We start from the raw sequence: 23,247 nt of genomic DNA, 5'->3' as shown, positions 1-23,247 counted from the left end.
TTGATAAGTAGCAACAATCTGTCACTCTCTCCCCATCATAAAAAAGACGACTTGATTTTGGTATCACATCAAAGAAGGATAAAGAAAAAAGCTATCGTAGCACTACCGATAACCTCTGAAAATTGCTTATAAAAAAAAGGGGGACCTGACGCATCAGACCCTCCCAGACGTGACTAGCACGCCCCAATTCGATAACAACATGATATTATATATAACTAAGAGAACTACATTCTAGTGAAAAGAACCTCTACATTTCCTGACACGATATTTGTTTCATAAACTGAAAGTATTGTAAACTTTGTTTGATTCACAGTATAATCTTTTTCAGATTTTTCAAAAATACTGACACCAATAAATTCATTAGAATGACCACTTCGATAGTTATCAATAAAAAACTCACCTAGACGGATGTCATCAATGTAAAATTCCACCAAATAACTCCATCTTAATTTACTACCTTTGATGGGGAAATTCTTTGCTTTTCTAACGACAAGATTAGGCTTTGTAAAGCCATCATATAAATACGACAAAATTTCTAAACGTGACCTAACCCCTTTTTTATCATAATACAACGAAGATTCTAATAAGTCAGAGTTAATCCGGTCGTCTAAAATATCATCAAAAACTAGAGAAGATTTTTTATGGCTAAAATGTATATCATTTAGTTTATGAAGTCCAGCTAAGTGAAAGAAATGGTCTTTTGAAAACAGAATGTCTAAAACCGTTTTCTGTCCTTTTCTACCAAGTTCAATTGTAATTTTCTTATTTAATAAAGGTTCAAAATTTTTTGCTGCTAATTTTAATAAGTCACCATTCATAGTAATCTTTCTACGAAAAAAGGATTCATACGAATCCTTTCATCGAGTGTTTTCATTGTTGGCTCGAGGTGTTCACACACAACCCTACTAAAGCAAACACTACCAGTCAAACCAACCGACCAATAATGCTTAACGCTTAGTAAATACTCTTGTTATCTACACATATAGTATAACCTAACTACTTCCTAATGTCAATTAAAACATCATATAAAGATTTATCTAAAGATGTATTCTTCCAAAAAATTTATTTCGTTGTATAAGCAAAGCTAATCGTACTATCGACTCCTGATAACTTACGGAAGGTATAGTTAGGATTGCCATTATAGTTGGTTTCTGAGATAAGGAAAGATCCATCTGGGTAAACTTTCTCGACAAAGGCGACATGCCCGTATTCTGTCGGCGATCCATGACCTCCTCCCGCAAAGGAAATAATCGCTCCTGCTTTTGGTAGCTTACCTGTTTCTCCACCAAGACGTGCTGCTGTCGCCACCCAATCTTGACCATTCCCCATGGTACTGATAATTGGGATTTTCTCACCGTTTCGGCCTTTGAGTTTCAAGCCCAATTGGTTAATCCGAGCGGCAACTCCCCACGTACATTGCCCATAGGCATAACCCATACCGTCACCTCCACCTGGAACGGAGTTGTCATAAAGGTCTCCTCGAACCGCTTCTAGCGCTTTTGGATCACTTTGGGCGGTCCCACCATTTGGTTGGCTAAAGCCTTTCTCAATTTGGTAATACCACTCCGTTGCTCTCGTTTGACGTTCTAGGAGTTTGTCACCACTATTTCCCTCCCAATAAATGAGAAAGAGTTGGGCAAGACTGGCTGGACTTCCTGAGTTTTTGAAGAAATCTTTTAACCAGTTGGTATAGTAAGGATTATCCCCATGGAGCATAAAATCCAATTGTAAGCCTAAGTCATACCACTTCTGATTTTTCCCTTTGGCATACTCTAATAATAAAGTATGTCTGCGTGACCCATCAGCTGTATCTGTCCACTGCCCTAAGCCTAAGCCACGTCTTAGAATATTGGGGTACCTGCCATTATAGATAGCTGGACCATTTAGAGACAACCAGCCCTCATCGTCCCAAGAACTATCCGTTGCACCAACAGGAGGCGATAAGTAATCACCTTCAGCTCGTTTAGGATTGATAGAGGATTCTACTGACCAGTTTCCTAAAATAGCCGCAATCGCTTGATTAGTCGCTCCTTGACTCTTCAAATACTCATAGATAGCTTTGGCTCTCGCAAACTCATCGCCTCCAAATTGACCAATGGTAGGTAGAATGGTCGTTTGGAGTTGAATGACTTTAGGAAAGTAAAAGGCTGGATTGACGTAAACCAGTTTCTCTGAATCATCGTCAACCTTTTGATAGGTCACTTTAAGACCAGCACCATCCTTAGTTTTACCAATCACCTCTCCTGCTTGTACCTTTTGGCCATCGCTCACTCGACCAGTATGGATATTAAACAAGGTCAATTGAGACTTGTTTAGTCCCTTACCTGACGTGATGATAATGTTCTCGCCATCTAGGGAAACCTTACCATCCATGGGAGCCACAATCACTTGATTTTCTTTTGCTTCTAGAATGATATGATGATGAAGCGTTGGCTTGTCATCAATCACCTCATAACCATAACGAACTGTCATGGTAAGCGCATCATCTTCAGTCTGTCCCTGAAATGGATTATCCAATTCTTGGAGGGCAAGGTATGTGCCTTCCTCACTTAATTCCTTTAAGTCTTCTCTATCGTCATCAGAGAGTTTGTAGGCAGGCTCCTTGGTCAACTCAAGCATGGATTTTAAAGAATCCCCACCGTTTAAGTCCTGCCAAAGTTGACTGAGATAGGCGTGATAAGTCTTATCACCATTTTCCATGATTTCTTCTAAAGCATAATCTTGATACTTGAGATTCATAAAGCCCATAACGTCATCAATCTTGGTGTAGTAGGTAATGCCAGTGGGATTGGTTCGGGTGTTTTCCGCATCTTCCCACGTCATGTGAGTATAGGCTTTTGTCAGTTCACTCTCATCCTGTTGAATGAGAGTAGTTCCTGAAATTCCTATAACAAAACTCATCATCAAAAGCAAGAAAAACAAGAGGCCTGACACGACCCAAGTCATAGGATTAAGGGCAATCGATGAAAAGAAGGTCAGGCTATTCTTAATCGCTTGAATAACCTTTGTTATTCCTGACACACTCTGTTTTCTAGCTTGTTTGAGAAAAGTCTGGTAACGTCTTCTTGGTTTTAAGGGCTTCTGACGGGTGAACCCTTTCCCCTTTTTAAAGTTCTGATACCGCTCCTTACTATGAGCAGCTTTCGTCTTAGTAAACCGAAGACCAGTCTGCCCACTTTTGACAAGGAGTTTTCCTGACTGATAAGTAAATCTCCCATAGCGTCTTCCTTTGATCACAGACTCTTTTAGGGTTCTGATTCCCTCTAAGTCATCATCTTGAGCGACTAGATCAAGTGATTCTGAAGCGACATAGCGTAACCCTCGTTTGACCTTAGTCGAGGGGGTCTTAAACTGATGTGCTTTTTTCAGTTGTTTCACGTCCCGCTTCGCTGATTTCACCCCATTTTCTGCCTGAAGGCGTTCAAGAGGTTTCTCTTTTTGAAACTGAAACCGTGACGTTTTTGATTCTGTTGGCTTTTTCTGATAGGTAAACTTAGAAGTGGCTTTCTCCTCTTTTTCGGCCATCTTGACCTCTGCCAAGTGTTTTCTCGCTACTGCTAGGCGCTGTCTGGCTTGAGGAAGCCGATACTTCTTAATTTCCTTACGCTTTAGCCATCTGGGTGACACATAGGCAATCGCTTCCTTAAAGGTATCTGTCGCTAGGTCTTTTTCCTCTTGATAGGTTTGCTTCAGAGCCTGACGTTGTTCCCTTGTTTCAGCTTTCTCAGCTCGGCGCATGATAAAGCGTCGCTTAGGAAGTGAGCGTTTTAACCCCTTCTTCTCCCTACGGTAATGGATACGGCTGGCCTTTAAACTACTCTGAAAGGTTTTACGGGCTACCTTGACCTTCTGTTGCTCTCTTGTCATGATTCACTCCTCATCTTTTCTGGATCGGTACTCATGATGTCAAAGAGTTGGGTTTGAAGTGGGATTTTATTTCTAAAGGGAACAACCGTTGAACCAGCCTTAATCAATCCAGCTCCCTTATCTGGGTTAACCAAGTATTTCTCAAGCTCCTTAGATAGGCCCAAAAGATGAACCAACTCTTCTCTGTCATTTTTAGCTTGTTTTAGAAGTATCATGAACTCGCTATTAGCGATAATACGTCTCCCGTTGGCATCAAGTAGTAAGGTTTCTACGTTTTGAGTAATGCCTGTTGGAATGGCTCCATACTTACGGACACGGCTCCATAATTTAAAGAAGAAATCTGAAGCGTACTTATCCAGCAACAACAGCTGCATTTCATCAAAGTAAATCCAGGTCTTCTTGCCAAGTTTTTGGTTTTTAACCACACGATTCCAAATCTGGTCAAAAATCACCATGAGGGCAATCTGCTTCAACTCATCCCCTAACTTTTTAACATTGTAAATGAGGAAATGGCTATCCGTTTTAATATTAGTGCGGTGTGAGAAAATATCGAGTGACCCTTCCACATAAAGCTCCATATCAAGGGCTAAGTCTTTGGCTTCTTGTTCAGGTTGTTTAGAGAGGACAAAGACCCATTCCACGAGAGATGGTGTGGCAAAATGCTTGTAGGTCAACCGTGTCACACGGTCAATCAAGGACTTTTCTCGACCATCCATTTTTCGGTCCAAGAGCTTCCCAATCCAAGAGAGAAGAAATTCAGATTTGACCTTAATAGGGTCTTCATCCATATTATCATCGGATAAGTCTAAAACATTTAAGAAAGTGGTAGAGTCAGGCGCAATATCAATGCTCTCCCCACCAAAGGCTTGACCAATGATACTGTACTCATTTTCTGGGTCTACAATGATGATTTCGGTATCACTCTCTTCTTCTTTTAACTTGGTTGAGATGATTTCATGCTTAGTCGCCATCCCTTTACCAGCACCTGATGTCCCTAGAATCAATCCTGATGGGGTATTGAGTTTCCCACGGTCAATGGTGATGATATTACTTGAAATCTGGTTTATCCCATAAAATTTCCCTCCCTTATCTTGTAGGTCAACAGAGGTCCATGGGGAATTCACGGCAATGTTTGAGGTCAAAAGAGACCGAGACACACCCTCAAGGTAGTTCATGCCAAATGGCAATAAGCTATTAAAGGCAGCTTCCTGCATATAGGTCAGATTATCAATCACAAGGTCATTAGAACCTGCAACTTGTTTGATAGTATCAAGGGAGTGTTTCAACTGGTCTTCGTTATCCGCAAAGACCCCAATCACAAAAAGGGTGTCAAAGAGCTTGTCGCCTGTTTGCGTCATGGTTTTAATCAGCTCATCGGCTTCATCGATGTTACTTTCTAGAACCTGACTAACCTTTTCAAGATAAACGCCAGATCGTGCCATCTTTTGTTGTTCCCCAATTTTTTGCGATTCCATCAAAGTCTTCTTGGTGCGGAGCTTGGTCATGGCTTCTGACTTGGCTGACCCTTTGGCATGAAGACTAATCATCACTTCTAAATCCGACTGCATGAGTTCTCGTAAGAACTTATCCCCCAACTCCATCCCATAGTCACGAACATAGACAATCTGAAGCACTCTATCGTCAATCTCTACATAATTCTTATGTTTGAAAGATATACTGGTTGGGGCAATAAAGTGCTTGGTTGTTTGACCTGAACGCACCAGGTCTTGATAAGTAAAGGGCAAATGATTTTCCCCTCGCAACATATCAGCCAAGTGGTTCACACGGCTTTCTCCACTGAGGAGAGTAAAATTCGCATCTATTTCAGAAAAACCACTCTTAAAGTATTCCCCAATCTGAGACAGGGAGCGATAAGCGAGTTTCGGATTTTGGTCTGACTTCCCAAAAGAAATGAGCTTAACCGCTGAAAAGTTATTTTCTCCAGCTTCTAAGTTATTCTCCATGATACGATTGAGTTCTTCACGATAGGTATCATACCCATCCTCATGAAGAGGATACAAGACACCCTTTCTAAATTTATCCAAGTTGACCCTCTGGTTAAAAATAGTAAGTTGGAAATTGGTCTTGTCATCCAAACTGTTAATCAAGTCTGAATAGGTTTCCATAATCGCTCCCTTATCCTCCAAACCAACCGTTTGGTAATTGACATCTCCTAAAAGATAGGACTGAGAAAAATAATCTGGGGTGACTTGCAAGAGACCATTAGGAAAAAGGCCTTGGTAAAGAAGCGTATTAACAGTTGTTGGTAGCACTTCTTCTTTTGGTTTACGTGTCTTCTTGTGCTTAGAAGAGGTCTTTGGTTTCATTGAGTGGTTTGTTTTTTTCATTGCGTATTCCTTTCTGTCCAGTTAGTGTACGATCTGGTATGGTCATTTCATAATGCCATCTATAATTAAGATACGTTTCAAATGGTAAGTCATTAGGGCGATAAACCCCAAATAACATGAGGGGAATGGTAAAGGTAAAGATAAGACCATAGACAAACCAATCCCCAAATTGCCAATAAAAGAGGTTTAACCCTAAAATCAGGATGGTAATGGCAATGGCTGGCAAGACAAAGATAACTTGTCGTGTGGTAAAGCCTAGCCAAGCCCTATGTTGGACTTTTGTGATGTCCTTAAAAACACGTGTATTCATAAGACTCCAATCTAAGATGAATATGAAAAAAGATTGGGAGGAACGTCCTTCCCAATCCTCCTTACATGCCTAGGATACTTCTGGCAGTCCGTTGACTGCCCACCAAGGCAATGATCAATAAAATAGCCTGAACTAAACCACCAAAGGCAGTCGCTAGCGTCTCCGTCACTCCTGCACCATTTGAGAGAGCCAATTTCCCAGCTGATTCAAAGAGGGGAACAAGGGAGATGATTAAGAAAATCAAGACCCCTTGAAGGGCATAGACCATGATGTTTTTCAGGTAGCCAATCCCAATACTTCGCCAGTCATCACTGAGGAAGGTCGGAATCGTTAGAGGCGCAAATGGAATCATGAGATAAAGTTGGATAAAGCGAATAGTAATAAGGAGATTCACCACCATCACGCTAACCAATCGCACTAACCATATCAGAATGGCAAAGAAACCAACAATCAGTTTTCCAATAATTCCTGACCCTTTAAGTCCTGAAATGGTCTCATAAGTCGTTCCCCCATGAGAAACGACACCAGCTACGCCTTCAATGATGTGAGAAGCAACGGCTAAAATGGCTTCTACAATAACAGTGGTGTTTGTAATGACCACAGCCACCATAATATAAGAGACAATCATAGGAGCAATAGCTTCAAAGGTCATGGCACCACCTGAGTTGGCGATTTTCTTAGCCATCTTAGAAAACTCAAGGACTAACACAACGGCTAAAATAGCCACTCCCAAGGGCTGCATCACTCCTTTTGTGATAGCTGACAGATAAGACCACACGGTTGGGTTATAATCCGCAAGGGATTTTACCAAGTTGGCCGTCGATTCCAAGTCCACGTTAAAGCCTTCAAAAAGGCTATCGCTTGAAATTTTCTCCGAGGCTAGAAAGACAAAAGCTGAAGGTAATGTGTTGTTCATGTCATATCTTGCCCTCCTAAATGGTAATTTGGGTGATGAAGGCACCTGCGGCACCTACCATAACACCACCCACAATTTCTAAGATGGCATTGCGGACACCAGGTCCACCATCTTTGATATTGGTTGATAGGTTTATAATACCCATGACGACAAGAAAGGCACCTGTCGCAACCATTCCTTTTTGTAAGAGCGCCATGGCTTGGGCAAACATGGAACTAGCGTCCACGCCATAAACAAAGCCTGTTAATTTTTGGTTCATACGATTCCTCTTTTCTATTAGTGTAGTGTGGTTTCTTTGCTTAAATCCCTAACCTTGTGGTCTGAGGGTTCAAACGGAACTTCCTCTGTTTTGAGGGGGTCAATGTGGAAATGCCACCAACGTTCATCTGACTCCTTATCCGCCAGGTATTGCCAGTTCTTGTGTTTCAAGGGGAAGAACTTTTTCTCCTTAAAAACAGGAACCCCTGCTATTCTCACCAAGCATTCATCACGTTTCATGTTTCCGACTTCATCAGGGGTCATGAGATCCCTTGCGATTTTTTGATGAGACGTTGACCCAGACCCTGTTTGGCCATACGACCGACTGGTACTTCTCACATCAATGGTTTGTTTGCCTAAGAGACCACTCATAAACTTAAAGGTCTCTTCATCATTGCCTCCAAGATAAAGCAAGCTATCACAGTTTCCTAGAATAGTTTTCCAAGCCTCCTTCTCCTTATAGAGCCCTTGAAGTTGGGCAATGTTTTGAAGAATGGGTACGAGACTCATGTTCCGTGAGCGAACTGTTGAGGTTTGTTCCGCAAAGTCTGGAATCTCGCCGACATTGGCAAATTCATCTAAATAACTTCTCACGTGGATAGGTAGTTGTCCCTTAAAGTCCACATCAGCTTGTCTCGTTAAAGTTGAAAAGACGGTGGAGAAAAAGAGGGCTGAGAGAAAGCGAAAGGTGGTGTCATTATCTGGAATAACGAGATAAACCATGGTTTTCTGCGTTCCCCATGTTTTTAAGTCCAAGGTGTCACGTTTGGTTAAATCAATGACAGATTGGATATTAAAGAGGGCAAACTTAGCTGTTGTGACGGCAATCACCGAATCTAAGGTCTTATCCTTGTAGTTTTGGAAGTCTGCCCAGTTACGCATGGTGAAGTTTTCTGTCCCATATGTCTTGGCATAGGTCTCAAACATCACTTCTAAGACACTCTTATCTTGATTATCTCCTTTGGATAAGAGCTTGATGAGTTTTCCAATTTCAGAAAAAGAGGGGTAACGCCCACGCTTACGACGACTATCGGCTTCTTCCTTTTTACTACCTGGAGGATTGTAAAAATCCATCAAGTAAGAGGAAATGGCTCTGACTAAGGTCATGGAAGCTTCATCCCAAAAGGGATCACTGCGACTGCCATTGCCTTTGGTATTATTGAAATAGACCGTAAGCATACGGTTCAAATCATTCTCCGTTTCCACATAGCGAAAAGGATTAAAACCATCTGAGTTGGTCATATTTACAAGATCTAAGATCTTAATCTGATAGCCATGCTCTAAAAAAAGCTTACCTGTCTTTTCAGCTAAGTGATCCTTAGGGTCAACGACAATATTGGAACAGTTTAGCTGAATCAGATTGGGTTTCACAAACCGAAAGGTCTTCCCGCTACCAGACCCACCAATGACCACAAGGTTCTTATTTCGGTCAAATTGTGGGGCTTTCTTTTCTAACAGGGTTAGCCTAACATTTCGTGACAAGATGGTGTCATTAAAGGGATTCTTACTGAGAAAGGCTTTACGCTCACGATTGTTTCCAAAGCGAGCAGAACCATACTCCGCCCCTTCTCGGTAAACCTTTTGACCAGTTGAGACATAAAGATAGACTAGGCCCATCGTCACAAATCCAAAGCAAAAGCCCAAAATTGATTTACCTGTAAAGTTGCCATTCCACAAGGGATTTAAGACCTGATTCTGTCCTTCGCCTAAGAGATAGGCAAGGCGTTCCAAGGGCGGTTGATTAGGTAGGCTATCGTAAAGCAAGACTAGCCTATGGCAGAAATAGCCAAGAGCAAGCCCTAAAATACCAAAGAAAAAAACTTTTTTCCCTGAGACCATTAGAGAATGACCTCCTTTGTTTTCACAGCAGAGGGTTCTGACATCACAATCTGTTCCTTGGCTTGTGCGATTTCCTCATCAAGAGTTTTATCCATAGTTAGCCCTTTCAGTTTTTCTGGATTGGAAACCAACTTCTGAAGCAACTCATCTAAGTGCTTGTCTAAGAGCGACTTATCCTTAGCATAGAAATGCAGGTAGTCTCCTTGCCAACTAATGGCAATAGGAAGGTTTTCTGATTCCACCAATTCCTTGAATTTCTCGACATCAACTGGTTTATCCAAAATGTCTTTTGAGATATTCAGCGACTCAATGGCATATGGACTTTGAAGGAGTTCTTCTAACTTTTGAACCCCAACTTTATAAGCCGAGTCTTGTGCTAGGGCGTGTCTGGCTGACCACTCTAAGAGTTTGAGAAGGACCTTCACCGTAAACATAGCACTCCGTTCCGCATATTGAATCGCTTGGCGTTCCTGTTGTTCGGATGACATCATTTCCTCCTTTATATGATTCCCCATCAAAACAATAGGGTGCTTTCATGATACGAAAGCACCCTTGATTTTGGTATCACAATAAAGATAGGAAAAAGACGATTCCATTCCAAGACAGGTGAACGAGAGTTGAGCTCAAGCAGTCTGTTTGCCCTCTAACCACACCAAGTGTGAGACCTAAACTCCCATAAAGCACCCAAGTGAATAGACTGGATGGGTGATGAGCTAAAGCAAAAAGGAAACTCGTTAACAAAACTTGAACCACTGGTTGAGACAAGACTCCCCACAACACCTCTCTATAAAAGACTTCTTCCACAACACTGGCATTAAGGAGAAAAAGAATAAAGGACAGAACAGGAATCCGGTCTTGAACAGTCACTAACGTTTCTTGGTTTGGTTCGCTTCCTGAAAATAGAGCACTCATAATAAGAGCCATACTTACCATGACACCTAGACTACCACACACCCAAAGCCCTCTCTCCTTCAAGGATAGGTTTCTTTTCGGTATCTTAAACCTTTTCCAACCCCACAATAGCAGGGCTAAAAATGTCACTTGTAAAACAGGTAACCATGTCCCATTTAGCCAACCAATCAGGTACAAACTCACTAGGAGTACATTGACATGAATGGCTCCGTACATGACTAATAAACGTTTCATCTCTACCTCCTAAACAAATCTTCATAGTCAATCTCTAAGACAGTCACTATTTTCTCCACCCATTTACCTTGTGGCATGAGACGATGAGATTTGTAGTGGCGAAAGGTTTGGTAGAGGCGGTTAAACTCACTAGGGTAGACGTATTGTCCCTTAAACATCTGTCGAGCAAGGTCAGCCCATGACAGCTCTCTTTCCATAACGATAATTTCCAAATTTTCCCAAAAACGGTCGTTCATAGCTCCTCCTTATGTCGTCATATCCTTAAAAAGATGTTCACGAAAGGAAACCACTTTTTGACTTCTCGGAAGAAAGGTTCTCGCTTCTTCTAAACTCATATCGGGATACACGTTATCCTCACAAACCACAATTGGGAGACGAAGATTCTGGTCAGGTTTCCGTAGAACCACCGTCACTAACTCACTCAATTTCATCTCTCTATGACCTTTAAATCGTTGTAGCGAAGGGGATAAGAGCGTAAAACAATCACTGCTTTTGGTAAACAACCTCAGTAATTCCTCACGTGATAGATAACTCACTTCTTTACAGGAGTAAGAAATACCATGCGAGTCACAAAAAGACAGGAGTTTTTGATTCCGACTGGTATTTCGACTTAAATAGATTTCTAACATCGCTTCCTCCTACACAGATAGCTCCTTCTCTAATGCTTGAGTTGGTGGCGTAAACACCTTACTCATATCGATGGGTGACCTGCCTTCACCAAAGCACTTCACTGTTATTAATGTGGTGACGACATCATTCTTATCATTCCAAGAATAGCCTTGCCCATATGCCCTAAAGGCGAGATCGTTCTCATCCGTTAGATAAGTATCAACACCATTTTTGATGTCTTGGGTTTCAATAAACTCAAAAATACGGTGTAAGTTGGACTCATAAGCTAACGGATAATTCATTTCTTTGTGGTAGTCATCTTCAAAAGTGACATCAATGTCACAATCATAATTGGGTAAAGAAGCAATCATTTCCGAAAATCTCTCCACTTCTGCTTGATGTATGGCTTCTTCTAGCTCCGTGCAGTTCCTAATACTTTTACTATGTAATAATTTCATGTTCTTCTTCCTCTTCAATCTTTCTAAATTCTCTAGCAATGGCCTCGATAACGGTGACGGTCACGCTATTGCCTGCTTGTTTATACAACTGACTTTTACTTGAAACACTTTCTGCCCTCTCAAAAGCCCAGTCAGGAAATCCTTGTAACCTAAAACACTCTCTTGGGGTTAGGCGTCTGATTCTCAAACGATACAGTTTTCCATCTAGGATTATTCCAGTCACTTCATACCACTTGTCCTTACGGTATTCCAAAGCAGCAACTACCACTCCCATATTGTCAGAAGTGGTTAGGGTATTTGAAATCCCCTTTCCCACTCGACCTCTGCGTTTGGTAGACTCTGGGTAAGCAAGGTTGACAGAATCTCCCACTATTGCCTTGGCATAGCCTAGTTTGGTCGCTTCCCTAATTTTCAAATGTGGCGCTTCTTCACGACAAAGAATCTTAGGAACTTTATCCCCTCCTTGCATCGTGGTCAGTGTTGGAGAAAGCCCTGAAAGGTCATAAACTCGCCCAGTTTGGATAAAAGAAGTTGGTAAAGTTCCTGCGACAACTACACCATGCCGATCTTGGCTAGTTAAAGTAAACATCGGATCATCGTTCCCTTTAAAGCGTCTCCCATGTTGGCGTTTTTCTAGCCTATCAGGAGTTAAAACAGGAATGGCAATTTTAGTTCCCTCACCTTTTCCTCTGGTTAAGGTTGGTGCTATGCCACGTGATAAATAGACTTCTCCATTCATCCCTTTGCCTGACGGATTAACATTACCTAATCGTTCAAGACTAACTGAGCTGATTTCTCCTCTGAGAGGAAATAGGAATCGGGGACGGTATCTTCTAGAATGTCCGATAATAAAAATTCTTTCACGGTTTTGCGGCACTTGGAAATCTTTACTGTTAAGCACCTGCCATTCAACATCATACCCCAACTCATCCAATGAGGTGAGGATTGTTCGAAATGTCTCTCCCTTGCCGTGACTGAGTAAGCCCTTGACATTTTCGAGAAATAAAAAACGTGGTTGGATCTGTTTGGCCGCTCGAGCAATTTCGAAGAACAAAGTTCCCCTAGTATCCTCAAATCCCAATCGTCTGCCTGCGAGTGAAAATGCCTGGCAAGGGAATCCCCCACAGATGATGTCCACTTGCCCTCTAAGTTGTCTAAAGTCTTGGTCTGTGACTTGTCTAATATCATGTAATTCTATTTCTCCTTCCGTGTCGTAGATGGCTTGGTAGGATTTTCTTGCGAACTTGTCAATTTCACAATAACCAATGCACTCATGGCCTTGGCTTTCTAATCCCATCCTAAAGCCTCCAATTCCTGCAAACAAATCTAAAAACTTCATGTCTCTCATTCCTTTCTGACAAAATAAAAAAGGACCTTACTTCTTGCGTAACGTCCTTTCTTAACAATGATCTTCCATTTCTGGGGCAGTGATAAGTTCAAAAATGAACCAAATCATTCCTAATCCCCAAATACCTAATAATATCCACCAAAACATCTTACTCACCCCCTTTTAGTTCTTTTAAGCGTTGGACCTTGGTCCATTCGGATAAGACGCCATTAAAGACATATTCCGCTATCGTTTCTGCCCTATCTGCAAACCTCATATACTCTAAAGCGTACTGATACCGATGATCAAAATAAATCATGGCATAATCACTAGCAGCCTGTGATAGACCAACTTGTCTCAACTGATCATGTACCAAGCCCCAAATGTAATCTCTGTCGTATCTTGTGACTCGGTCTACTTTACGTTGAAAATTGTCATTGTCACATTTCTTACTTGTTAGACTTTCTTTCTCCTCCTCGTCTTCAATGACTGACTCACTCTCTTTAGTTTCACTCATATCAGTCTCACTAACTTCAGTCTCACTAGTGGCTGAATTTAAGACTGGCCCCGGCTGATTTTGATACCCCCCTAGTGTTTTTTTAACACCACCCCCGTCTGAATTTGAGACAGGGGTAGGTTCATGTTCCAACTCCCCCAAATAAATCTTATTGGCCAAACGTCCTTTTTCACTGGAAGATTGTTGGACTTCATCTATCAAACCATACTCTCGTAAGGTTTTCTTAATCGACAATAATTTTGACTTGGAACAGCCAAGTAGTGCCATGAGCTTGGAGTTGGAATAGACCAAATAAATAGCTCCATCTTCATCTATCCATCCTCTACTTAATGACAATTCCAAACGGTCTTTTAGAACAGCATAAGCAACCTTAACCTCAAGTTTCATGTCCTTGTAGCGCTCACTCTCAAATAAGAGTTTTGGGAGTTTATAGTAACGCTCTGACGTTAGATAGTGATTTGCGGTGATACGTTTCATGATTGTCCCTCCAACACTAACAAACCAACATTCCCCATATCATCAAACTGGATTAAGCCAAACTCTTCCATTTCAACAACAATCCTCTTTGCTTTCTCGATATCAATTCTCATGATAGCCATGAGATGACACATCACAATTTGTCGTGATGACTGTTCATTCTTTTGCATGATTTTCCTCCTGAAAATAAAAAAAGCGAGAACACTTATTGAAATGTTCTCGCTCACATAAAAATATATTTTTACAAATACAAATGTTGAAGAATAGCAATTCTGCACAGTATATTTATATAAAAACAAAAATCCTGCCAAAGATTTTTTGGCAGGATTTTTGGCAGGAAACCAAATCAAATTATCAGTTTCTTTAAATCGCTATAAGCTCTAAAAGACTGGTAAATCGGGCTTCCGCTCTCAAATTGCTATGTGCTTCTTATTTAAGAGTAACTGAAGCTCCAGCTTCTTCCAATTTAGTTTTGATTTCTTCTGCTTCTGCAGTTGCAACACCTTCTTTAACAACAGTTGGTGCTCCATCAACAAGTTCTTTAGCTTCTTTAAGACCAAGACCTGTGATTTCACGAACAGCTTTGATAACGCCGACTTTCTTGTCGCCTGCTGCAGTCAATTCAACGTCAAATGAATCTTTTGTAGCTGCGGCTTCACCAGCACCAGCAGCAGCTACAGCTACAGGAGCAGCTGCAGTTACACCAAATTCTTCTTCGATAGCTTTTACAAGGTCGTTCAATTCAAGGATTGAAGCTTCTTTAATTTCAGCAATAATATTTTCAATGTTCAATGCCATTGTTATTTCCTCCAAATATGTTTTCGTTATTTATTATTAGTTTGTAGCATAGACTACGCGCAACTTAAAATTAAGCTGCTTCTTCTTTGTTGTCTGCAACCGCTTTGACTGCAAGAGCAACATTGCGAACTGGTGCTTGAAGCACAGATAGTAGCATAGATAGAAGTCCTTCGCGATTTGGAAGAGTTGCAAGAGCAACGATTTCTTCTTTAGATGCAACAGCACCTTCAATAGCTCCACCTTTAATTTCAAGTGCATCAGCTTCTTTAGTAAAATCATTGATGATTTTTGCTGGTGCTACAACATCTTCATTTGAAAATGCAACAGCAGATGGTCCAACAAATGCATCAGCAAGACCTTCAAGTCCAGCTTTTTCAGCTGCACGACGTAAGATTGAGTTTTTAATGACTTTATACTCAACTTCGCTTCCACGAAGATTACGACGAAGAACTGTGTCTTGTTCAACTGTAAGACCACGAGCATCAACAACAACGATACTTGCAGCTGCTTTCATTTTTTCAGCAACTACATCAACTAGTTCCGCTTTTTTAGCAATACTTGCTTCACTCATTTAGTGTTTCACCTCCGTAATTATTTTGCTTGGGGAATTTTTCCAAAAGAAAAAACGCGCCCAAACCTAGACACGAAAGTACAATACGTTTCTTTTACATGATCCGTTTTGTCCTCGGTAGGATCTTTATGAGTCGAGCTCCCCTACTGTCTTAGGCAGTTTTTTCAAACCATTAATGATTGTAACATAAGAAAAAAAAGATTGCAAGAGTTTTTAATAATTTTTATAATTAGAACGAAAATCTATTCTTTTTAGTTAGCAGATTTATTAAATTATTGGAAAAATAAAAAAGCAGACCATAAAGATCTGCTCTAACTATCTTATGTTTATTATGCTTTTACAATTGGAATCCAAAGTTCCATTTTGTAGTCTTTGCTATCCATATCCCCTTCATAATAATATTCAAAGTCAGGTTTTCCTGAATGAACATAACCATGTTCTGGAAAAAATACTTCCATTGCATATTTCCAACCATTATGAATACATTCCGGAACACTTCCTGTTAACTCTACAATGGCATATTCTGCTTCTTCAACTTTCAAAACATCTAAGCCCATACTTTTTGCTTTATCTACATCTGTAACGATATACCCTGCTATGTAATTAATAGTACTTGGTTGTTCTACATTGTAACAAACACCGACACTTTGACCTTCTCCCAATCTTGCTAATTCATCATGACGATATTCTCCATATAGTTTATTCCAAACACTCGGACATAATGATGAATTGATATTTTGTTCATTCCTACCTGCAACTGTAAATGAATTTTTCTTTTGAATTGTGATGTTCATACTTCTTCCTCCTCTTACACTTAGTGCTAGCTGTACTCGTGAAACTATTTTGAATGGTTTTCCATTTCTTACCTCTGAAGGTGTAAATCCATGAAATTTTTTGAATGCAGTCCCAAATGAATCAGATGATTCATATCCATACTTCATCGCTATATCAATAACTTTAATATTGGTATCTCTCAGTAAAAAAGCCGCTTCTGTCAACCTTCGACTTCTAATATACTCTGACAATGTTGTATCTGTTAATATAGAAAAGAGTCTGCTAAACATAGGATAAGAATAAGTGGATAAATGGGTAATTTTATCTTCATCTATTTCGCTATCCAGCACACTTTCAATGTAGTTAATTGTTTCATTAAAAAATTGAATTATCTGCATATTTTACTTCTATTCATTTTTCTATCCTATGTAAAGATACCAAAATCTCTAACTTCTTTACCTTTAGTACAATAATCTTTCAGAGTTTTATCCCTTGATACATTGAAGGCACAAATCCCTAAACTGTCCATCCAATTGGGCAATCTCCATCAGGGTATCTGCTAAAGAACTATAGGCTTCCTGCCTGCTGTCCAGATAGGCTTGGCTAAAAAGCATAGCAATTTTTTCCTTCAAGTCTGCTCTGACAGGATCATAACCTTTCAAAAATTGACTCAAGTAAAGACTTCTAACTGCTGCCAAACGAAATGAAAAAAATTGATGAAGTTGTTTTTGTTCCGCATTTAAGCCGTTTGCTCGAATAGTTTTAGCATAGTCCTCAATTATACCAACCTCACCATTTTCATATCGTTGTTTCATGATAATAGAGACACTGTGATAAATCTCCTGACTTGTTGGAAGCTTATTTCTTTGCAAATTTCCCCACATGGAATAAGCTCCTCTTTTATAGTCAATCGCTTCTACTTTCCACGCTTTACAAAAATCACGAAAATCCATTTTCACACAAGGATAGCCTGCCGGATCATGGAAATAAATCCAATGCTCATCCATGTCATAAACTGAAACAAAATGATCCACACCTCGTAGATGGCTATGATTGAGATTATAAGTCAGATATCCCATATCCAAAGGACCTACAATAACAGATCCATGGTCTAGATATGTCTTGAGTTTTTCTTTTAGTTCTATCACATTGACTGGCTCTGAAGAATCACAGAAAAACTCCTCATAGTCAAATCCAAGAATTTGTAAACAATGACTAATGGACTCATCTGGCATGCCATTATCAAAGAAAACCAAAGGATGTCTGTCGTCTTTTTTCACAAGGGTAGCTCCATTACCCATGACCATGATCGCTTCTAGGTAGTCCGAGCGAAAATCATAGCCCGCAGCCTGTAAGGCCATAGCCGTCGAATGAGAATAACAAATCGGAATATCACCAAAGTATAAATTCATCTTCCTACCTCCTTGCCTATAGTATAAACGATAGGAAAATTTATCCCCCATCAAATTTGTACGGAATTTATAGGTTTGCGCAGAAGAAAGAAATTTCACATGTTTTATTGTAAATCAAAAAAGCTATTAAAAAATGAAACTATTGTCTAAAAACATCAAAGGCTAAGCTTTTACTGCACTAATTTTACAATTTTTTCTAACTATTAACAATCGTAACATAAGAAAAAAATTACAAGACTTTTTGATCATTTTTTATAATTGGAGTGAAAAGCTATCCCTTTTGATTCGTAGATTTATTAAATTGTCGGAAAAAGAGAAAATGGTAAGAACTAATACGAAAAGACGATAGAATGTTTCATTCTACCGTCTAATGTGTTTTTATTCCTTGTTCAGTTCGACACTGGTTTTTTAATCTTCCCAAAATCAACGGTAATCTATTAAAGTCTTTTCTTTTAGAATGACAGGTATGTTAAAAGCTATGATTTCCGCTAGTACAGTAGCAAGCGCATCGTATACGTCAAATACTACACTAGTATTACCTAATGGTAATAACTCATTAATAAAAGACATCAGTACAACCGCTATACATATATACATAGGTGTCTTTTTAGAAAATTCAATAGTTGAGACTTCATTTACACTGAATGTTGGACTAAAAGGTTGTTTTAGCATAGCTGTTCCAATCCATGCTCCTCCAAAACTAGGGTGTGACATAAAATATAGGAACAACTGAATTAATTGAATAATATTTTCTTAAAAATATTGTGAGTAGCCAAATTAATAATCCTAAAATCGCCATAATTTCAATGGAACTGATTCTCAATTTTCTTTTCTTCATATGCTCCAACTTCTCATCAACTTTCAATTTATCCATTTCTATTATACTAAATATCCCACTCTTATCTCATCATAACAGAAAATATGACAATCTAGTAATATCAGTCTTTCCATTCAGCCTAGTTTTGTCTTTTCAAACATTTCTTCTTGCAGATTTAAATGCTAAAGTCCTACGTAATAAAAAATTCACTAGTTCATCGTAAATGTTCCCAACATTTTACAAACCTAAAATGCTTCCTTCAATCTTCAAAAAATGAAAGAATAACGGCTTTTTCTTGCTCTGTACAAGCAACCAATGGGAGGCGGAGTGTTCCGACTTCAAAACCTTGATTATTTAGCACAGTTTTAAGTGGAGCTGGGTTTGTTACGGAAAAGAGAGCTTCTATTTTTGGTAACAGCTGACGTTGAATCTGAGCAGCTTTTTTCAGCTTACCTTCGTCTAAGGCTGCAAACATTTTATAAAAGTCATCTCCATTGGTATGAGCCGCAACAGATATAACGCCCTGTGCTCCGATTGCCTTTGCATGAAAAGCTTGTCCGTCTTCCCCAGTATAAATTAGAAAGTCCTGTGGCGCATGTTCAACCAAATGAGTAAGAGCATCTATGCCTGTGCAATCTTTGATTGCAATAATATTTGGCAATTGTGCTAAGCGCAAGGAAGTTTCTACTGTCAAACCAGCAACCGTTCGGCTAGGAACATTATAAACGATGACTGGCAGATTTGAAGCTTCCGCAATCGCTTTATAATGCTGATATAGACCTTCTTGAGTCGGTTTGTTGTAATAAGGAGTCACTGCAAGTCCGGCAGCAAAACCACCAAATTTGTCAACTTCACGCGCAAATTCAACTGAATCTCGAGTATCATTTGTACCAATTCCGGCTATCAACGGAACTCGCCCTTTTACAATCTTTTGAACCGCTGCAAATAATTCTAGCTCCTCTTCATGCGTCAGAGTTGGGCTTTCACCTGTCGTTCCTGCAATAATCATTCCTTCTGTATGATGCGCTAGAAGGTGTTCAATCAGTTTAGGAAGAGCTTCAAAGTTAATGCTACCGTCCTCTTTAAACGGTGTTACAAGTGCTGTTATAATTCTTGCTTTTTTTAAATCTTCTATAGACATAAATCTCGTCCTCCTAGCTTGCAAAATACAACTATACAAATATTATCTCACATTTTACTTCAATTCGAAAATGACCTCTGCTGTTGGATGCACCAAGCCACGTTCATGCAAGGTCTCAGCAATTTGAACAGAATTCCAAGCCGCACCTTTGAGCAGGTTGTCTGAAACCACCCACATATGAATCCCTTTTTCAGCATCCAAATCTTTGCGGATACGACCAATAAATGTTTCTTTTTTGCCGACAGCATTGACAGCTTGAGGGTAGATTTGATGAGCAACATCATCCTCTAATACTGCTCCAGGAAAATTGGCAATAGCTACTTTGACCTCTGCGATAGGCGCTACTTCTTTTGTCTCGATGTAGACAGACTCTGAGTGCGCTGAAAGAACAGGGATACGAACACAAGTAGCAGAAACCGCAATCGTGTCATCTTCCATGATCTTCTTGGTTTCATTGGTCATCTTCATCTCTTCGTAGGTGTAGTCATTGTCCGTAAAGACATCAATTTGAGGAAGAGCATTAAAAGCAATCGGATAGTGTTTCTTGTCACCGCCGGAAGGCAAAATCTCAGCCTTGATATCACGCGGATCGACTCCGTCATTTAAGACCTCACGCAGTTCACGCTGAGTTTCAAGAATAGCTCCCATACCAGCTCCAGACACGGCCTGATAGGTAGATACGATGATGCGCTCTAAGCCCCATTTCTGACGAACAGGCTCCAGCGCTACCATCATCTGAATGGTGGAACAGTTAGGGCAGGCAATAATCCCGTTATGAGCATCAAGTGCATGTGCATTGACCTCTGGTACAACCAAAGGAACATCAGGATTCTGACGGAAATAAGAGGTGTTATCCACCACAACAGCTCCTGCTTTGACAGCGTAAGGAGCATACTTGGCAGACGTTGAGCCACCTGCTGAAAAGAGAGCGATATCTACACCTTCAAAGGCAGTTTCCGTTGTTTCTTCAATTGTGATGTCTTGGTCTTTGAACTTCAAAACTTTCCCAGCAGAACGAGCTGAAGCCAAGTAGCGTACTTTTTCAATCGGAAGACTTGATTCTTCCAGCATTTTAATCATTTGAGCTCCAACGGCACCTGTAGCACCTACCACAGCAACTGTGTATCCCATAACATACCTCTCTGAATTTTCAAAAAATTTGTGTATTGCTGGTATTATACTACTTTTCTAAAGAATTGAAAAGACTTATAAGAAAAAAATCCCCACTAAAAAGTAGGGATTGAGGGCACTTACGTGTGATGAGCAGGTTCACACAACTCATCAAGGTCCGCTCCTGCGTATATGACCTCCCATGCTCAATATGTGGCTTGCGCCACCTATCGACTCATCGCATATCTAGCATTCTACTATAGAGAATCCTAAAAGTCAAACTATTTTTTATGAGAGATTTTCTAGCTTATCCATATTTGAAATTGGTGCCTTAAAAGAGTAAAATAGTTTTTAGGAGGATAAAGTTATGGATACTACGAAACAGCCTGTCCCCATGCCTCAAGATAGGCGAACAATGGCTATCTTGCTAGGAGCTGTAGGTGGCTGCCTTGATGTTTTCTCGCATATGCAATTTAGTACGCTAATCGCAACCCAAACAGGGAATATTCTTTTAATTGTAGCCGACTGGGATGGTCCAACCGTAAAGACGGCTTATCGCATTCTTTCACTTATCTTCTTTACTTTTGGTTTTATCCTTGGTATTCTACTTAAAGAACAGGCTCAAAGTTCACATTGGCGTACTTGGGGAATCTTACCGTTAACTCTCATCACTTTCCTCTTTCCGTTCTTTCACTCTCATTATTTTATCTGGGTGATATTATTTGCAACCTCTACAGGAATGGTCATGTTAACTTATACAGGCTCAAAAATCGAGTCTTATCCCTACATGATTATGATGACTTCAGGAAACTATCGGAGAATGGTCACTGCTTGGTATGAATATATTCGTTTTAAAGATCGTAGACATATTATTAAAAGGCAAGCGGCTAATTACTCTATGATTGTCGCTAGTTTCATCGGCGGTGCTATTTTTACTGGATTTCTCACACGTTTCATTCATCAATACGCTATCTGGACAGTCACTACTATTTTGACGATTATTATCATTCATTATACCAGATACAACCATATACATCACTTAGAGCAAAAAAATATCTAACACTTAATGAAAATCGAAAGCAAACTAGGAGCTAAGTAAGAAAAAAAACCGAACCAATCCTCTTGGGTAATGCTCACAAAGAGAATTGGTTCGGTTTTTGCTAGTTCATCAATACTTGCCTGCGATATTTCATTTATCGATCCTCTTCATCAGTTTTTAACTACTGATAGAAAAACTTCCTCATCTATCAATCTCACAAATACTTGCTTCCTTCTTTAATGCTGAGTTTGCTCAGCCTATCTTTGTATTTTTCGATAAATTCCCGCACCCAGTCGGGATTGGTCTTGGAGTAGTCCCGAAGTGCCCAACCAATGGCCTTATTGATGAAAAACTCGGTCTGATTAAGATTATTAATCAGGATTTGCTCCAGCAGCTGGACATCCGTTTCTTCTTTTTGAAGCAATTGATGTTCAATGGCAAGGCGCCGCAGCCAAAAATCTTCATCCCTGCTCCACTCCAACACAAATTTCTTTGTCTCAGGATAGTGCAGGCAAATAAAGCCTACTGAGCGGCACAAAAAGTCAATGGTGTCCCACCATGGCTTTGTTTGTGCTAATTTCTTTATCTTTAGCAAATCGCTTGGTTTCAAAGCTTTTTGTTTCAATTGCAAATAATCCAGCACCGCATATTGCATTTCACGATAGGGGTTCTCCCAAGTCTGATTGACAAATTCCCAATCTATCGTAGACTTGTGATTTTTCTTAAAAAATATCTTAGAAACTTGGCGTCTAACAGGTGTTTTAACTCCTAAAAACTCAAATTGGTCTTTCATGTATGCTTTCATGTGAATAGCATCTTCAGGGTTTGCTACTTCTTTTAATCCTTGTAAAATATCTTCTACTTTCATATTACCATTCACTTTCAACATTCATATCTTTGAATAATTTAATTGGTCTTGCTGGTTTATCTAAACTCTTCTGCAACCAAACTGTATCATGCCAGCAGCCAAATTTATAGCCGATTTTTGGGAAATGCGCTACTTGCTGATAACCACGTTTTTTATGGAAAGAAATACTGACGTCATTCGGCAGAGCAATACAAGCTAGAAAATGAACAAACCCTTGCTGTTCAAGAATTTCTTCCAATTTGTCATAAAGCTGCTTCCCAATCCCTCTGCCGCAATTCTCATCAGCTACATAGACCGACAGCTCAACAGCCCAGTTGTATGCCTCTCGACCATAATAAGTCGAAGCATAAGCATAACCCAGAATGACTCCCTCTTCCTCTGCCACCAGATAAGGATACCTTTCCAAGGTCTTCTCAATCCGGCCAGAAAATTCCTCCACCGACGGAACATCATACTCAAAAGTAATGGCTGTTTTCTCCACATAAGGCGCGTAAATAGCTACAAGAACAGCGGCGGCGTTTTTATTTGCTAATCTGATGTTCATCCGAACGTTCCTTTCTTCTTATTACTTTCATAAAAGTGAAGTATATCACCATGTATATTTTACAAAATTCAAAAAGAAAAGGCTCTCTCGAACCTTTTTCG

Annotated in this window: 25 protein-coding genes and 1 other annotated feature; of the genes, 1 reads left to right on the top strand and 24 read right to left on the bottom strand. The window is 40.0% G+C overall.

All coding sequences use genetic code 11. The annotated features are described in order from the left end of the window. Window positions 1–224: 224 nt before the first annotated feature. The 22 genes from HMPREF2634_RS05335 to HMPREF2634_RS05235 all read right to left on the bottom strand — a co-directional run bounded on the left by HMPREF2634_RS05335 (window position 225) and on the right by HMPREF2634_RS05235 (window position 20,716). Complete coding sequence (locus tag HMPREF2634_RS05335) at window positions 225–818, bottom strand: PBECR4 domain-containing protein (protein ID WP_001012715.1); 594 nt, start codon at window positions 816–818, stop codon at window positions 225–227. 244 nt (window positions 819–1,062) lie between these two features. Next, window positions 1,063–3,867: a phage tail tip lysozyme gene (locus tag HMPREF2634_RS05330; protein ID WP_000196426.1), complete on the bottom strand. Its 2,805-nt coding sequence runs from the start codon at window positions 3,865–3,867 to the stop codon at window positions 1,063–1,065. Further along, entirely contained in the window at window positions 3,864–6,215 is a 2,352-nt protein-coding gene (locus tag HMPREF2634_RS05325; RefSeq protein ID WP_002921334.1) for a VirB4-like conjugal transfer ATPase, CD1110 family, read from the bottom strand. Before HMPREF2634_RS05325 ends, HMPREF2634_RS05330 begins: the two co-directional genes overlap by 4 nt. Beyond that, entirely contained in the window at window positions 6,172–6,525 is a 354-nt protein-coding gene (locus HMPREF2634_RS05320) for a PrgI family protein (protein ID WP_001097594.1), read from the bottom strand. Before HMPREF2634_RS05320 ends, HMPREF2634_RS05325 begins: the two co-directional genes overlap by 44 nt. Window positions 6,526–6,586: 61 nt before the next feature. Continuing rightward, a complete protein-coding gene (locus HMPREF2634_RS05315) occupies window positions 6,587–7,441 on the bottom strand; it encodes a VirB6/TrbL-like conjugal transfer protein, CD1112 family (RefSeq protein WP_001066427.1) in 855 nt (284 codons plus the stop codon). Between the two features lie 16 nt (window positions 7,442–7,457). Continuing rightward, entirely contained in the window at window positions 7,458–7,700 is a 243-nt protein-coding gene (locus HMPREF2634_RS05310) for a hypothetical protein (protein ID WP_001072180.1), read from the bottom strand. 17 nt (window positions 7,701–7,717) lie between these two features. After that, window positions 7,718–9,538 (bottom strand): VirD4-like conjugal transfer protein, CD1115 family, encoded by a 1,821-nt coding sequence (locus HMPREF2634_RS05305; protein ID WP_000253516.1) that lies wholly within the window; start codon window positions 9,536–9,538, stop codon window positions 7,718–7,720. Beyond that, window positions 9,538–10,026 carry a hypothetical protein gene (locus tag HMPREF2634_RS05300; protein ID WP_000093689.1) on the bottom strand — a complete coding sequence of 163 codons (489 nt, stop codon included), beginning with the start codon at window positions 10,024–10,026 and terminating at the stop codon, window positions 9,538–9,540. Before HMPREF2634_RS05300 ends, HMPREF2634_RS05305 begins: the two co-directional genes overlap by 1 nt. Window positions 10,027–10,102: 76 nt before the next feature. Continuing rightward, a complete protein-coding gene (locus HMPREF2634_RS05295; RefSeq protein WP_000826253.1) occupies window positions 10,103–10,684 on the bottom strand; it encodes a CPBP family intramembrane glutamic endopeptidase in 582 nt (193 codons plus the stop codon). Between the two features lie 2 nt (window positions 10,685–10,686). After that, a complete protein-coding gene (locus HMPREF2634_RS05290) occupies window positions 10,687–10,920 on the bottom strand; it encodes a hypothetical protein (RefSeq protein WP_000999832.1) in 234 nt (77 codons plus the stop codon). Between the two features lie 9 nt (window positions 10,921–10,929). Then, window positions 10,930–11,313 carry a thioredoxin domain-containing protein gene (locus HMPREF2634_RS05285; RefSeq protein ID WP_000890151.1) on the bottom strand — a complete coding sequence of 128 codons (384 nt, stop codon included), beginning with the start codon at window positions 11,311–11,313 and terminating at the stop codon, window positions 10,930–10,932. 9 nt (window positions 11,314–11,322) lie between these two features. After that, a complete protein-coding gene (locus HMPREF2634_RS05280; protein ID WP_000770702.1) occupies window positions 11,323–11,751 on the bottom strand; it encodes a hypothetical protein in 429 nt (142 codons plus the stop codon). Continuing rightward, the gene (dcm, locus tag HMPREF2634_RS05275; protein WP_000670058.1) at window positions 11,735–13,090 is read right to left on the bottom strand and encodes a DNA (cytosine-5-)-methyltransferase; all 1,356 of its coding nucleotides are present in this window, start codon (window positions 13,088–13,090) and stop codon (window positions 11,735–11,737) included. Before dcm ends, HMPREF2634_RS05280 begins: the two co-directional genes overlap by 17 nt. A gap of 157 nt (window positions 13,091–13,247) precedes the next feature. Further along, window positions 13,248–14,072 (bottom strand): replication initiator protein A, encoded by an 825-nt coding sequence (locus tag HMPREF2634_RS05270; protein WP_000822756.1) that lies wholly within the window; start codon window positions 14,070–14,072, stop codon window positions 13,248–13,250. Beyond that, complete coding sequence (locus HMPREF2634_RS09925) at window positions 14,069–14,242, bottom strand: hypothetical protein (RefSeq protein WP_001171243.1); 174 nt, start codon at window positions 14,240–14,242, stop codon at window positions 14,069–14,071. Before HMPREF2634_RS09925 ends, HMPREF2634_RS05270 begins: the two co-directional genes overlap by 4 nt. A gap of 259 nt (window positions 14,243–14,501) precedes the next feature. Beyond that, window positions 14,502–14,870: a 50S ribosomal protein L7/L12 gene (gene rplL, locus HMPREF2634_RS05265; RefSeq protein WP_070836373.1), complete on the bottom strand. Its 369-nt coding sequence runs from the start codon at window positions 14,868–14,870 to the stop codon at window positions 14,502–14,504. Window positions 14,871–14,940: 70 nt separating this feature from the next. Beyond that, the gene (gene rplJ / locus HMPREF2634_RS05260) at window positions 14,941–15,441 is read right to left on the bottom strand and encodes a 50S ribosomal protein L10 (RefSeq protein WP_003029380.1); all 501 of its coding nucleotides are present in this window, start codon (window positions 15,439–15,441) and stop codon (window positions 14,941–14,943) included. 39 nt (window positions 15,442–15,480) lie between these two features. Then, window positions 15,481–15,615, bottom strand: a sequence feature (ribosomal protein L10 leader region). 155 nt (window positions 15,616–15,770) lie between these two features. After that, window positions 15,771–16,613: an AraC family transcriptional regulator gene (locus HMPREF2634_RS05255; RefSeq protein WP_003024219.1), complete on the bottom strand. Its 843-nt coding sequence runs from the start codon at window positions 16,611–16,613 to the stop codon at window positions 15,771–15,773. Between the two features lie 87 nt (window positions 16,614–16,700). Beyond that, a complete protein-coding gene (locus HMPREF2634_RS05250) occupies window positions 16,701–17,627 on the bottom strand; it encodes a DNA repair protein RadC (RefSeq protein WP_070836371.1) in 927 nt (308 codons plus the stop codon). Between the two features lie 423 nt (window positions 17,628–18,050). After that, window positions 18,051–18,341: a hypothetical protein gene (locus HMPREF2634_RS05245; protein ID WP_041784013.1), complete on the bottom strand. Its 291-nt coding sequence runs from the start codon at window positions 18,339–18,341 to the stop codon at window positions 18,051–18,053. Between the two features lie 362 nt (window positions 18,342–18,703). Further along, window positions 18,704–19,585, bottom strand: a complete 882-nt coding sequence (gene dapA, locus HMPREF2634_RS05240; protein WP_021001778.1) for a 4-hydroxy-tetrahydrodipicolinate synthase — start codon at window positions 19,583–19,585, stop codon at window positions 18,704–18,706. A 54-nt stretch (window positions 19,586–19,639) separates the two neighbouring features. Beyond that, window positions 19,640–20,716, bottom strand: a complete 1,077-nt coding sequence (locus HMPREF2634_RS05235; protein ID WP_021001779.1) for an aspartate-semialdehyde dehydrogenase — start codon at window positions 20,714–20,716, stop codon at window positions 19,640–19,642. Window positions 20,717–21,062: 346 nt separating this feature from the next. Here HMPREF2634_RS05235 and HMPREF2634_RS05230 point away from each other — a divergent pair, with 346 nt between their 5' ends. Then, window positions 21,063–21,755, top strand: coding sequence for a YoaK family protein (locus tag HMPREF2634_RS05230; RefSeq protein WP_003024212.1), 693 nt, complete (start codon window positions 21,063–21,065; stop codon window positions 21,753–21,755). Window positions 21,756–21,948: 193 nt separating this feature from the next. On the opposite strand, the gene HMPREF2634_RS05225 is transcribed toward HMPREF2634_RS05230, so the two are convergent. Both HMPREF2634_RS05225 and HMPREF2634_RS05220 read right to left on the bottom strand, forming a co-directional pair. Further along, complete coding sequence (locus HMPREF2634_RS05225; protein ID WP_021001780.1) at window positions 21,949–22,602, bottom strand: DNA alkylation repair protein; 654 nt, start codon at window positions 22,600–22,602, stop codon at window positions 21,949–21,951. Between the two features lies 1 nt (window position 22,603). Beyond that, complete coding sequence (locus HMPREF2634_RS05220) at window positions 22,604–23,146, bottom strand: GNAT family N-acetyltransferase (protein WP_021001781.1); 543 nt, start codon at window positions 23,144–23,146, stop codon at window positions 22,604–22,606. Between the last annotated feature and the right edge of the window lie 101 nt (window positions 23,147–23,247).

This window comes from Streptococcus sp. HMSC034B03, from assembly GCF_001838575.1.
GTDB classification, from domain to species: Bacteria; Bacillota; Bacilli; order Lactobacillales; family Streptococcaceae; genus Streptococcus; species Streptococcus anginosus.
This window is presented reverse-complemented; position numbering and strand designations above follow the sequence as displayed.